The 12340-nt window shown below is 71.5% G+C and carries 12 protein-coding genes; 5 read left to right on the top strand and 7 right to left on the bottom strand.

Going from position 1 to position 12340, the window contains the following annotated elements:
- The coding region (locus tag VKV23_05505; GenBank protein HLI15495.1) for an aminopeptidase P family N-terminal domain-containing protein at nucleotides 1-252 on the bottom strand (252 nt) is incomplete at its 3' end.
- 119 nt (nucleotides 253-371) lie between these two features.
- Between VKV23_05505 and VKV23_05510 the strand changes: the two genes are divergently transcribed.
- Genes VKV23_05510 through VKV23_05525 form a run of 4 tightly spaced genes read left to right on the top strand, consistent with a single transcriptional unit; the run spans nucleotide 372 to nucleotide 3758 of the window.
- Nucleotides 372-1250, top strand: coding sequence for a sugar phosphate isomerase/epimerase family protein (locus VKV23_05510; GenBank protein HLI15496.1), 879 nt, complete (start codon nucleotides 372-374; stop codon nucleotides 1248-1250).
- A 55-nt stretch (nucleotides 1251-1305) separates the two neighbouring features.
- Nucleotides 1306-1995, top strand: coding sequence for a cyclase family protein (locus VKV23_05515; protein HLI15497.1), 690 nt, complete (start codon nucleotides 1306-1308; stop codon nucleotides 1993-1995).
- A 7-nt stretch (nucleotides 1996-2002) separates the two neighbouring features.
- Nucleotides 2003-2773 (top strand): GntR family transcriptional regulator, encoded by a 771-nt coding sequence (locus tag VKV23_05520; GenBank protein ID HLI15498.1) that lies wholly within the window; start codon nucleotides 2003-2005, stop codon nucleotides 2771-2773.
- Nucleotides 2760-3758, top strand: coding sequence for an aldo/keto reductase (locus VKV23_05525; protein ID HLI15499.1), 999 nt, complete (start codon nucleotides 2760-2762; stop codon nucleotides 3756-3758). Before VKV23_05520 ends, VKV23_05525 begins: the two co-directional genes overlap by 14 nt.
- A gap of 19 nt (nucleotides 3759-3777) precedes the next feature.
- Here the strand turns inward: VKV23_05525 and VKV23_05530 are convergent, their stop codons facing one another.
- From VKV23_05530 to VKV23_05550, 5 genes are all read right to left on the bottom strand, one after another.
- Nucleotides 3778-4950, bottom strand: coding sequence for an ABC transporter permease (locus tag VKV23_05530; GenBank protein ID HLI15500.1), 1173 nt, complete (start codon nucleotides 4948-4950; stop codon nucleotides 3778-3780).
- A 23-nt stretch (nucleotides 4951-4973) separates the two neighbouring features.
- A complete protein-coding gene (locus tag VKV23_05535; protein HLI15501.1) occupies nucleotides 4974-6545 on the bottom strand; it encodes a sugar ABC transporter ATP-binding protein in 1572 nt (523 codons plus the stop codon).
- A 249-nt stretch (nucleotides 6546-6794) separates the two neighbouring features.
- Nucleotides 6795-8087, bottom strand: coding sequence for a substrate-binding domain-containing protein (locus VKV23_05540; protein HLI15502.1), 1293 nt, complete (start codon nucleotides 8085-8087; stop codon nucleotides 6795-6797).
- A 122-nt stretch (nucleotides 8088-8209) separates the two neighbouring features.
- A complete protein-coding gene (locus VKV23_05545) occupies nucleotides 8210-9478 on the bottom strand; it encodes a hypothetical protein (GenBank protein ID HLI15503.1) in 1269 nt (422 codons plus the stop codon).
- Between the two features lie 43 nt (nucleotides 9479-9521).
- Nucleotides 9522-10430 (bottom strand): sugar phosphate isomerase/epimerase family protein, encoded by a 909-nt coding sequence (locus tag VKV23_05550; protein HLI15504.1) that lies wholly within the window; start codon nucleotides 10428-10430, stop codon nucleotides 9522-9524.
- A 115-nt stretch (nucleotides 10431-10545) separates the two neighbouring features.
- Here VKV23_05550 and VKV23_05555 point away from each other — a divergent pair, with 115 nt between their 5' ends.
- Nucleotides 10546-11307 (top strand): SDR family oxidoreductase, encoded by a 762-nt coding sequence (locus VKV23_05555; protein ID HLI15505.1) that lies wholly within the window; start codon nucleotides 10546-10548, stop codon nucleotides 11305-11307.
- A gap of 4 nt (nucleotides 11308-11311) precedes the next feature.
- On the opposite strand, the gene VKV23_05560 is transcribed toward VKV23_05555, so the two are convergent.
- Nucleotides 11312-12283 (bottom strand): phytanoyl-CoA dioxygenase family protein, encoded by a 972-nt coding sequence (locus VKV23_05560; protein HLI15506.1) that lies wholly within the window; start codon nucleotides 12281-12283, stop codon nucleotides 11312-11314.
- Nucleotides 12284-12340 lie beyond the last annotated feature (57 nt).

Here is a 12340-nt window from a genome sequence, read left to right on the forward strand (position 1 = left end):
GTCGCCCTGCTCGTAGAGGATCGGCTCGCGCCCTTCGACCAAGATCGCGTAGCGCAGCCCCGGCTTCAGGCGGTTCCAGCCCGGGGTGAGCGTCGAGGTGATGTAGCGGACGTTCTCGTCGTACATGCACAGGATCGCCCCGAGGCCGTGGCGGCGCATCGCCTCGCGTGCCCGGCCGAGGCGGTACTCGCGCATGCGGGCCCAGTTGATGCGCTCCTGCCAGTCCATCCCGACCGTGCCGAACGAGGCCATGGCGCTCCTTTCCCCGCTCCCAGGCGGGCACGTCCCCGCCTCCCGGCGGGCAGGCGCTGCGATCTTATAAGATGTGGCGCGACGACCCGCAAGTCCGCCCAGCCCTCGAGGAGACGCGCATGGCCGCACGGGACACGCAGGTCGAGCCGCGGCTCTCGATCAGCGCGGCGACGACCTACGACGCCAGCTACGAGGAGGACCTCGCCGGCTACGCGGCCGCGGGCGTCGCCGGGATCGGCATCTGGGAGTACAAGATCGTGGGACGCGACGACGCTGCCCTCGTCGACGCGCTCGAGGCGAGCGGCCTGCGCGCGACCGTGTGCGTGCCCGGCGCGCCGAGCATGTTCCCGAACACGCTCTTCCCCGCGCCGGCCGACCCGCGGGACCGGCTGGCGAGCCTGCGCGCGTCGATCAAGCGCTTCGCCCGCTTCAACCCTGCCTCCTGCCTCGTGCTCGCCAGCTTCCCCCCGGACGACGACCCGGAACGGGCGCGTCCGGTGATCGTCGACGGCCTGCGCGCCGCCGCGGAGACCGCCGGCGAGGCGGGCGTGCGCCTCGTGCTCGAGCCGCTGCGCCGCGAGCTCGGGACGCTCGCGGTGCTGCCATCCGAGGCGCTGGCGCTCATCGAGGAGGTGGGCGCCACGAACATCGACCTCCTCCTCGACACGTGGCACTTCTGGGACCTCCCGGGGATCCGCGAGGAGCTCGCGGCGCACGTCGGGAGGATCGGCGCGGTGCAGATCAACGGGCGCGCGCCGCAGCCACGGTCGTGGTGCGACCGCCTCCTGCCCGGCGAGGGCGTGATCGACCTCCCGGGGTTCATCGCCACCTTGGAGTCGGCCGGCTACCGCGGCTGGTACGACGTCGAGGTCTTCTCGGACAACGGCCGCTACGGCGAGCGCTACCCCGACTCGCTGTGGGCGCTGCCCGCCGCGGAGGTGGCCCGGCGCGCCGTGGAGGGGTTCCGCCGGGCCTGGGCCGCCTACGAGCAGCGATGACCGGACCACGACGGCGGTATCGTGTGCCGTCGCGGCGTGCAGGGAGGAGACCGACGTGCGCCTGATCGACCTCTCCCAGGACATCTACGAGGGCATGATGGTCTACCCGGGCCACTCGAAGACCGCGCTGTGGGACCACGCCTCGCACGAGGAGACGGCCTCCCGCTTCGAGGGCGGCTTCTCGTTCCAGACCAAGGCGTTCACCATGAACGACAACGGCCCGACGCACGTGGACTCGTTCTCGCACCTCGACCCGACGCCCGGCGCGCTCACGATCGACCAGATGCCGCTCGAGCTGTTCATGGGGACGGGCGTGTGCCTCGACGTGAGCGACGTTCCGGCGCGCACCGACATCGAGGCGTCGCACCTCGACGAGGCGAACGACCGGTCGCCGGAGAAGGTGGCGCCCGGCGACGTCCTCCTCCTCTACACGGGCACCTGGAACCGCTACCGGGGCGAGCGTCGGTACCTCACCGAGCACCCGGGCCTCGGCGAGAGCGGGAGCCAGTGGATCCTCGACCACGGCGTGAAGATCTTCGGCGTGGACTCGCCGACGCCCGACAACCCCGTGAGCCGGACCTATCCGTGCCACATGATGTGCCGGCGGTCCTCCATCACGCACTACGAGAACCTCGCCAACCTCGACCAGGTCGCCGGACGGCGCTTCACCTTCATCGGCTTCCCGCTGAAGCTCCGAGGCGCCCACGGCGGCCCGACGCGCGCGGTCGCGCTCGTCGAGGACTGAGGCCGCGGTGTCACCCGCCGAGCCCGAGACCAGCGCGCCGAGGACGCGCAGACCGGCCAGGCCCCGGTCCGCGAGCGACTTCCTCGACGACACCCTCGGGCGGCGGACCGCGCACGAGCTCGTGCGCGAGCACCTGCGCCGCGCCATCCTGAGCGGGGCGGCACCCGGCGGGTCGCGCCTCGTCCAGGCCGACGTCGCCGCGCGCCTTCGGGTCAGCACGACACCGGTGCGCGAGGCGCTGCGGGACCTCGTCACCGAGGGCCTCGTCGAGTTCGATCCCCACCGCGGCGCCGTCGTGCACAAGCCGAACCTCGAGGAGGTCCTCGAGCTCTACGCCGTGCGCGAGCTCATCGAGCCCTTCGCGCTGCGCTTCGCCTACGCGCGCCGGCCCGACACCACGCTCGCCGAGGCGAGCGCGATCCAGGCGCAGCTCGACGAGACGACGGACCCGAGCACGTGGGCGGAGCTCAACTGGCGCTTCCACGAGGCGCTCATCGCGCCGGCGAGCCAACGCCTGCGCTCGATCGTGAAGATGCTGCACGACGCCTCCGCGCTCTACGTCGCCCGGGCCGTGACCGTCGACGCGGAGCGGATCGCGTCCGGCAACCGCGAGCACCACGAGATGCTGGCGGCGCTCAAGCGCGGCGACGTCGATACCGCCGCGAGCCACCTCAAGGCGCACATGAGCTCGACGCTCACCGGCATCCTGATCTTCGCGCGCACCGAGCTCGACGGGGAGGTCGCCACCGAGGGCGCGCCGGCCGGTGACGCCCGCTGAGCCCGTGGAGTACGTCAACCTCGGCGCCTGCGGGCTGCGCGTCTCCCGGCTGTGGCTCGGCATGATGAGCTACGCCGACCACAAGCTGCGCGACTGGGTGCTCGACGAGCGCGACGCGCTCCCGATCCTGCGCGCCGCGGTCGATGCCGGCATCACCTGCTTCGACACCGCCGACATCTACGAGAAGGGGGGCAGCGAGGAGCTCTGCGGGCGGCTGCTCCCCAAGCTCCTGCGCCGCGACGAGCTCGTCCTGGCGACGAAGGTCTTCCTGCCGCTCGAGCCGGGCGAGAACGCCGGCGGACTGTCGCGCAAGCACATCCTGTCCGCGATCGACGCCTCGCTGCGCCGCCTCAACATGGACTACGTCGACCTCTACCAGATCCACCGGTGGGATCCGCGCACGCCGATCGAGGAGACGATGGAGGCGCTCCACGACGTCGTGCGCGCCGGCAAGGCCCGCTACATCGGCGCCAGCAGCATGCGAGCCTGGCAGTTCGCCAAGGCGCAGCACGTGGCCGCGGTGAACGGCTGGACGCGTTTCGTGTCGATGCAGAACCACTACAACCTCCTCTACCGCGAGGAGGAGCGGGAGATGATCCCGCAGTGCATCGACCAGGGGGTCGGCGTCCTGCCCTGGAGCCCGCTGGCGCGGGGACGGCTCGCCGGCAACGTGACCCGCAGCGGCGAGCGCCGGACGGTGCGCGCTCGCTCCGACGCCTTCGCCGAGTCGCTCTACGACGAGCCCGCGGACTTCGACGTCATCGAGCGCGTCGCGGAGGTGGCGAGGGAGCTCGGCGCGACGCCGGCGCGCGTCGCCCTCGCGTGGCTGCTCGGCCGGCCGGGCGTGACGGCCCCGATCATCGGCGCGACGCGCCTCGAGCACCTCGAGGACGCGCTCGCGGCCCTCTCGCTCCGGCTCGAGCCCGAGGTGTGCCAGCGCCTCGAGTCCCCCTACCGGCCGCACGCGGCGCGCGACTACTACTGAGCGCGTCGCGCCCCGTCTTCTACGGCCGGGCCTGCAGCTCCTGCGGGCGGCCGCGCCGGACGAAGTGCGCGATCGACTGCGCCACGCCGGACTGGCCGCCGCGGCGGGACCCCCGCCGTGAGCTGATCACCACCGTCGCGATGATGATCGCGCCCTCGGCCATGAGCTCCTCGGGACTCGAGACGCCGAGGATGACGAGGGCGTTGCCGATCACGCCGAGCAGCAGGGAGCCGACGAGCGCCCCGACGACGCTGCCGCGCCCGCCGGTGAGCGCCGTGCCGCCGATGATCACGGCTGCGAGCACGTTGAGGAGGTCGGACGAACCGCCGAGCGTCGCCGTCGCCGTCGTGTACTGGCCGAGGTAGATGAGGCCGCCGAGGGCGCCCCCGAGCCCGGCGAAGATGAACACGAGGACGCGCACTCGCTTCGTCTTGATCCCCGAGAACCGGGCGGCCGCCGCGTTGCCGCCCGTCGCGAGCACCTGGCGGCCGGCGCGGGTGTAGCCGAGGACGTAGACGCCGAGCAGGACGGCTCCGAGCGTCCAGAACACCGTGACGCTGATCGGGCCGACGTGGCCCTGACCGAAGATGCGGATGTAGGCGCGGTTCGAGACGCTGAGGGTGGCGTCGTTGGCGATCACCTCGGCGTAGCCCGACAGGAACCCGAGCATGCCGAGCGTCACGACGAACGAGGGGATGTTGAGCCCGACGGTGACGATGCCGTTGATCAGGCCGACCCCGAATCCGAGCCCGAGCGCGGCGAGGACGGCGATGACGACGCCGTGGGTCGGCATCAGGATCGCCGCGACGTAGGCGGCGACCGGGATGACGTAGGCGAAGGAGAGGTCGATCTCGCCGGCGCAGATCACGAAGACCAGCGGCACCGCCATGACCGAGTCGGCGCACGTCGTGTTGACGATGCTGACGAGGTTCGTCGTGCTGAAGAACGACGTGTGGTTGAGGACGATGGCGAAGATCCCGACGAACGCCACGAGGACGATGACGAGCAGCCCGGCGTTCTCGCCGTGCAGCGTCTTCGAGGTCGTCTGGCGCAGCCAGCTCCTGAACGGCGACGACCCACCGGCCTCCCAGGCGGCGGGGACGGGCTCGGGCTCTTCGGTCCCGTGGCGAGCGCCGGCCTGCGGGGGCGCCGGCGTCAGCGTTCCTGGATGTCCGCTCTCACCTGATGACATCGACGGCGCCTCCGTTCGCACCTCTAGCCTCCCGCTGGCAGCGCCTGTGCATGCGCCGCTGCCAGCTGCGAGCGCCGCTGCATCTTCGCGAGGATCGTGGACTCGTCGAACTCGGGCGTGCCTCGCCCGATGCTCTCCTGGATCGTCCCGTCCGACAGGACGAGGATGCGGTCGGCGACGGTCAGCAGCTCGTGCAGGTCCGAGCTGACCCACAGCGCAGCGTTGCCGGCGGCGACGAACTCGTGCACGTAGCGGGCGACGTCGCGCGAGGCGCCGATGTCGACGCCGAAGGTCGGCTCGTCGAGCAGGAGCAGGCGCGCGTCGGTCTGCACCGCCTTGGCGATGACCACCTTCTGCTGGTTGCCCCCGGAGAGCTCGGACACGACCTGGTCCGGGCCCTTCGCGCGGATGCCGAGCTGCTGCATGGCGCTGCGAGTCCGCCGCCGGGCACGCGACATGCGCAGCACCCCCCACGACCGAAGTCGGTCGAGCACCGACAGCGCCACGTTCTCCACGATCGCGCTCGACAGGACGAGGCCGTGCACGGCCCGGTCCTCGGGAATGAGGTAGATGCCGCGCCTGATCGCATCGGCCGGGTGCCCGGGCCGCACGGGCCTGCCGAACAGCCGGACCTCGCCGGCCGCCGGGCGGATGTCCCCGTAGAGGACCTTGAGGAGCGTGGACCGCCCGCTTCCCGCGAGCCCGACGAGACCCACGATCTCGCCTGGCAGCACCTCGAAGGAGACGTCGTGCAGCTTGCCGGGCACGAGGAGCGACCGGACCTCGAGCGCGACCTCGCGGCCCTCCCCGGGTCCCGTCCCCGTGGCCGCGGACTGGCGCGCCTGCGACGCGTACTGCTGGGCGAGCGCCGAACTCTCGCCGACGATCGCGGTGATGAGCTCGTCGATGTTCGTCTGCTGCGTCGGGCACGACAGCGTGACGCGTCCCTCGCGCAGGCACGTCACGAAGTCGGCGATGTCGAAGACCTCGCCGAGGTGGTGCGTGATGAGGACGACGCCGACGCCCGTCGCCGCTGTCGCCCGGATCACCTTGAACAGGTCCTGGACCTCGCTCCCGCCGAGGGGTCCGGTCGGCTCGTCGAGGATGATGAGCCGGCGGGCGACGCGCAGCGCCTTCGCCACCTCGAGCATCTCCTGCTCGACGGCGCTCATCTCGCCGACGCGGCGGCCGAGGAGCGCCGGCGAGACGCCGAGGCGAGCGCAGATCTCGGCAGCCTGCCGGTACTCGACGCCCCGGCGGATCCGGCGCGTGATGCCGCGCACCTCGTTGTTCAAGAACAGGTTGTCGAGGCCGCTGAGCGTGGGCACGAGGCTCCGCTCCTGGTAGACCATGCCGACGCCGAGCGACCGCACGAGCGAGGGCGTTGGTCGCCTGAGGACGTGACCGCCGAGAAGGATCTCGCCGGCGTCGGCCTGGTGCACGCCCTGCAGGATCTTCATGAGCGTCGACTTGCCCGCGCCGTTGTGGCCCACGACCGCGTGAATCTGGCCGGGCTGGACGGCGAGGCTCACGTCCTGGAGGACGTAGGTCCCGGCGAAGCTCTTGTAGATGTGCCGCAGCTCGACAGCCGGCACTGGCGAAGTGGCCGACATCAGGACTTCCCCTCGGGTCCCTTCCGGCACCGGCGCGGCCCCCGCTCGCCCGCGCCCTTGACCCACGCACAGCATGCCACAGCGGCGGGCACCTCGGTTCCCGGGGCCCGCACTGCGTCAGGGCCGACAGCGTCCTTCGACGGCGGGGGGCCGCCCGCCCGGCGGGTCGTCCGACCCGTCGGGCGGTGCGGCCCCCGGATGCCGGTGTTCAACACGACACCCGTTGCGGCCTCAGCAGTCGGCCGGCGGGCACGGGATGTTCGGCCCGTGCATGTAGATCCAGGCGTTCCGGTAGTTCTTCGACGTGACCGCGTCCGTGGGGACGATGACGAAGCGCGGGTACTTCGCGTGGATCGCGCGCAGCGCACCGAGCGCCGCCATGATCCGGCCGCCGTCGTAGATGTTCTGGGCCATGTCGACGGTGATCAGGCCGCCGTGGGCGAGGGAGTGCGTCCCGGCCTCGGCGAGGTCCATCGTCACGACCTTCACCTTGTTCTGCAGGTGCAGCGCCGTGATGGCAGCCGCCTCGCCGAGCGCGGGCGGGTTCTCCCACGGGGCGAAGATGACCTGCACGTTCTTGTGCGTCTGCAGGAACGACTCGGTGTAGGACTCGGCGCTCGTCGCCGTCGGGCTCGAGAAGCCGGAGTTCGTGCACGAGGCGCACGCCGGTCCGTTGGCCGCGACGACGTGGATGTTCGGGTACTTCTTCAGGCCGTCGAGCAGGCCGCTCTCGCGCAGCAGGATCGCCTGGACGTCGTTGATCCAGTGGATGTACCCGAGCGTGACCCCGTGCGGGTACTTGTCGTGGATCGCCTTGGCCATCTGCAGACCCAGGTAGTACCAGTCGTAGCCGACCAGCGCGTTCAACTGGCCGCTGGGCCCGAGCGCGAGGCCCGGGCCGTCGTTGCCCCACGAGATGAGGATCTTGTGGGCGCGGATCACCGGGCCCATGAGGCTCGCCATCTGCGACGGGTTGAGCGTGCCACCCGCGATCACGATGTCGGGGTTGAGCGGCATGACGGCGCTCACGTCACCGGCGACGCCGGTGGGCGAGAACTCGGAGTCGGTGACCCGGATGAGCCGCACGCCGAGCGCGTTGAACTCGTTCCGGATGCCGTCGATCATCGCCTGGTTGTAGGTGACGTTGCTCCAGTTCAAGAAGACGGCCTTGAGGTGCAGCTTGCAGATCCGCTGCGCCTGGGCCGGCGTGATCTTCACCTGCGTGTAGGGAACCGGGAAGATCGAGGCCGCCGAGGCCGGTCCCCCCCAGTCCTTCGCCGAGTCGTGCACCTTGATGAGCGACGGCGGCGGCAGCGTCGTCGCCGGGTCGAGGTTCGCCGGCAGGGTCGGGTTCGGCAGGAAGTGCGCCTTGGCGCAGTTCGTGACGAGACCGCCGGGCTTGGGCAGGAACGCCGGCCGGCTCGTGGCGCTGGCGGGCACTGCCAGGGGCGCGACCAGCCCGAGGAGCCCGACGGCCCCCGCGAGGGGCCAGGCGGCCCTGCGGAATCGACGCTTCAGTCTCACGTGCTCTCCCCCATGCTCGGGCGCGCCGGACCGTCGCCACCCGGACGACCCCGGCTCTCGCCATTTCTTGTAAATTGCATAATACCTCGGTTACCGCTCGTCAAGGAGGTCGAGGCGCTCGGTCAGCGACTCGCCGAGCGGTCGAAGGCCAGGACGTAGACGCCGCTGTTCTTCTCCGACACGTAGATCACGCCGCGCCGGTCGACGAGGACGTCCTCGGCCTGGTGCACGAGGGTCGTCGGGAGCGGCCCCCGCCGCTCGGTGGGGTCGTCCGGGATGAAGTAGCCGACGATGTGCGGGTCGCGTGGGTCGCGCACGTCGTAGATCTGCAGGCCGGCGTTGAAGTAGGTGAGGTAGACGAGGTCGTCGTTCGGCGCCAGGCAGGCGAGCCCCTGGTGCTGGTGCTGGTTGTGCGGACCGAACCTCCCGCCCTTCTCGCAGAAGCTCGGGGCGTCGTAGCCGGGGGGGACCCGGGGCTGGGGGAAGAGCGCGAGGAGGACCGGGTCCTCCTCGTCGCTCACGTCGACCGTGCCCGCGAAGCCCGCCGGCTCGTCGCAGCGCTCCCGCAGGGCCTCGCTGTTCACGACGACGACGTCGCGTCCCGGGAGCGGCACCGCGGAGTGGAGCGCGATCGTGCTCCCGAGCGGGGGGTGGAAGGGCAGGTTGGACACGAGGCGCGGGGCACGCACGTCCTCGACGTCGAGGATCACGAGACCGCCGCGCATCCACGGGCAGTAGGCCCTCGTCCCGAGCACGTAGGCCCCGCCGTGCAGCGAGAGCCCGTGGCTCGGGTGCTCCTCGCTCGGGTAGGGCCTGCCGCGACGCAGCCGGCGCAGGTCGTCGGACGAGTACTGCTCGCCGCCGGCGCGGTGCTGCCCTGGGTACCACCAGGTCCCGAGGTGGCGAGGCGAGGCCGGTTCGGAGATGTCGACGGTCGCATAGACGTGGCCGTCGAAGCCGGGAAGGGTCGTGGTCGCGTGGACGACGTCGCCCCCGTTGTAGAAGTTGCGGTGCGTACCGCTCGCCCCGCTGCGCCACTGGCCGAGCAGGCGCGGGTCGTCGGGCTCGGAGACGTCCCAGACGAAGAAGCCGTCCATCGGCTCGGCGTCCGAGCCGCCCGCCGACCAGCCAGGGGGGACGTGCTCGAGCGCGGTGATCATCTTGCCGTCCGCGACCTGCACCTGGATGGTCCAGGTGTTCGGAGGACCCTCGACCCAGCGCAGGAAGCGCGGGCGCTCCGGCTCGGTGACGTCCACGATCGACCATCCCGAGTGCCACAGCGCCGCGACGTACAGGAAGAATCGTCCGTCGCGCTCTTGCAGCGCGAGCTTGAAGCTCGAGCGTCCCTGCAGGTCCTCGTACGCCAGGAGCTCGACGTTCTCGCTCCACACGGAAGGGTCCTCCCCTCGCTCGTCCCCAGGCGCGGGCGTCGCCCTAGGCCGGTCGGCGCCGCTCGCTCCAGAGCCGCTCGAAGGACGAGACGCACCGCCGGCACACCTCGTAGGGATCGAGCGCCCAGACGGAGTCCGGGACCGCGCTGCCGAAGCGCCCGTCGTCGGAGAACACCTCGACGTCGTACCATCCGTCGTAGCCGGCAGCGTCGAGCACGCCGAAGATCGACCGCAGGTCGATCTTCCCGTCCCCCGGCAGCCGCCGGTCGCACCACCCCAGGTAGGGATCGCGCCGGTCGTTGATCTGGACGCCGACCAGCCGGTCGGCGAACCGTGCGAGGTCCGCCTCGATCCCCGGGAGGTCCCAGAAGTGCCAGGTGTCGGCGATCACCGCGACGTTCGGCTCGCCGACGTCGTCGATGAGCCGCACCGTGTCGGGCAGCGTGGTCACGAGCGAACCGGCGTCCGCGCGGTACGGCTCGAGCCCGATGGTGATCCCGAGGCTGGCCGCGAAGCGGGCCACGGTGCGCAGCCCCTCGACCGTCACGCGGCGCATCTCCTCGACGTCGCGTCCGCGCGGGTCGCCCGTCACGCACAGGACGGCGACCGGGTCGAAGGCCGCCAGGCGCTCGATCGACGCACACATCGCCTTCACCCGCTCGGCAGGCTCGCTCGGCTCGGTGAAGTAGGCGTCCGGGTAGACCGAGGGAACGGTCCCGGTGCACAGCGTGGCTCGCAGGCCAGCCTCGCGCACCGCGGCGACGACGTCGTCGTCCCGGCCGGAGGGCGGGAGCTTGAACTCCCAGATGCCGATGCCCGGAGCACCAGCCGCCTTGCACGCCGCGATGTCGACCTCGACGGGGGCGCCGTAGGTCGTCACGGCAGCGATCGACAGACGTGGCAGCGACATCTCGCGTCCCCCCTGGAACGAGGCTGACGGCCCAACGGCCATCAGATATCCTACACGATCTGCTCAGATCGGGCCGGCCCGGACGGCGCCGTGCCCGTCGGCACAACACCCGGGCAGCCGCCCGCCGGCGGCGAGCCAGCGAGCAAGGGGGCTTGAGGTGGCGACGAACGTGATCGTGACCGGCGCGGCCGGCGGGATGGGCGCGGCGACGGTGCGCCTGCTCGCCGAGCGGGGCGTCAACGTTCTGGCGGTGGACCGCGACGCGGAGGCGCTCGAGCGCCTCGCGAGCGAGCTCGACGGCAAGGGCTGCGAGATCGTCGGGCGAGTCGCCGACGTCGGCAGCGCGACCGACGTGAAGGCGTTCGTCGACGAAGCCGCCGAGCGGTGGGGCGGGCTCGACGGGATCTTCAACATCGCCGCCATCCTCGGCGAGTTCGCGCCGATCACCGAATCCTCCGACGAGGGCTTCGACGAGGTGATCCGGGTGAACACGAAGAGCGCCTGGTACGGCATGAAGTACGCCATCCCGCACCTCATCGCGCGCGGCGGTGGCGCCGTCGTGAACACCGGGTCCTACCTGGCCTGGCACGGCTGCGGCCTGCTCGGTCCGTACAACGCGTCGAAGCACGCGCTCGTCGGTCTCACGAAGACGGCGGCGATCGAGTACGCGAAGTACAACGTGCGCGTCAACATCATCTGCCCCGGCTCGATGGACACGAAGATGAACATCGACACCGCCGCGGGCTTCCACCCCGAGGACCCCGAGGCGGGTCTGCGCGAGCTCGCCGCGAACACCTTGACCGGCCGGGTCACCCGCCCGGAGGAGGTGGCCACCGTCGGCGTCTTCCTCCTCCTCGATGCACCGATCCAGATGACTGGTGCGCTCGTGCCGGTCGACGGCGGCTACTCGGCGAAGTAGGGCGCTACGCGCAGAGGTTCCCCGTCGGGCCCCAGCGGAAGAACTGCTCGGGCACGAGCTCGTCGGGCAGCTGGCCGCGCACCTCGTCCCACAGGCGCGCCCAGGCGGCGGGATCGGCCAGGGCGGACGCGGGCGCTGCCGCGGAGCGCGCGACGAAGGCCGGGAACAGCGGCCGGCCCGTCGCCTGCCCCGTCGGCTGGTAGCGCAGGTCGAGGCTGACTCGCACGTCCGACTCGCTCGTGTTGTGGAGCGAGGCGTGCACGGTGCGCCGGTCGAGGAAGACGACGCTGCCGGCCGGCACCTCGAGCGCGACGGGCTCGCCGAGCTCGCAGACGAGCTCGGCCGGTATCTCGTACTGGTTGACCTGGAGGCAGTGGCGAAGGACCGGCGCGCGCTGCGAGCCGGGGACGACCTGGAGACAGCCGTTGCGCACCGTGGCGTCGGTGACCGCCACCCACGCGGTCACGAGGCAGGTGTCGTCGGCCTCGGCGAGCACCACACCGCTGTCTTGGTGCCAGGGGACCATCGCGGCGAGGAAGCCGGCGTCGCGCGGCATCGCCGCCTGCGGCAGCTTGATCCGCAGGTGCTGCACCGGGTTGCAGGTCACCTCGGGACCGACGAGGCAGGCGACGGCGTCGAGCAGGCCCGGGTCCACGAGGACGTCGAAGACGCTCCGGCGGGTGTTCATCGGCGTGTCGCGATCGACGTGGCCGCGCACGGGGAGGCTGATGTCGAAGTGCTGGCTGTGGTCGCGACCGGTCGCTCGCGCCAGCTCGACGAGCTGGCGCTGCCAGGGGAGCGCGGCGACCGCCGCCTCGACCTCGCCACGTTCGATGGCCGCGGCGACGAGCCCGACGGCGATCTCGGCGCAGTCGTCCAGCACGGCGGCGAGGCGCGCCGCGCCGACGACGCCCTCGACGACGAGGTAGCCGTCCTCGAAGAAGCGGCCCAGCTGGTCGGCACCGAGCGTTGCCATCCGCACCACACCCCCACGGAGGCGGCGACGGCCCGCCTGCGCGCCCGCGCACGATAG

The organism is Acidimicrobiales bacterium (genome assembly GCA_035294085.1).
Taxonomy (GTDB): domain Bacteria; phylum Actinomycetota; class Acidimicrobiia; order Acidimicrobiales; family Bog-793; genus DATGLP01.

Coding starts and splice junctions, on each gene's coding strand:
- VKV23_05550 (HLI15504.1), bottom strand. CDS start 10,430: ATGGCCGTTGGGCCGTCAGCCTCGTTCCAGGGGGGACGCGAGATGTCG.
- VKV23_05510 (HLI15496.1), top strand. CDS start 372: ATGGCCGCACGGGACACGCAGGTCGAGCCGCGGCTCTCGATCAGCGCG.
- VKV23_05530 (HLI15500.1), bottom strand. CDS start 4,950: ATGTCATCAGGTGAGAGCGGACATCCAGGAACGCTGACGCCGGCGCCC.
- VKV23_05560 (HLI15506.1), bottom strand. CDS start 12,283: ATGGCAACGCTCGGTGCCGACCAGCTGGGCCGCTTCTTCGAGGACGGC.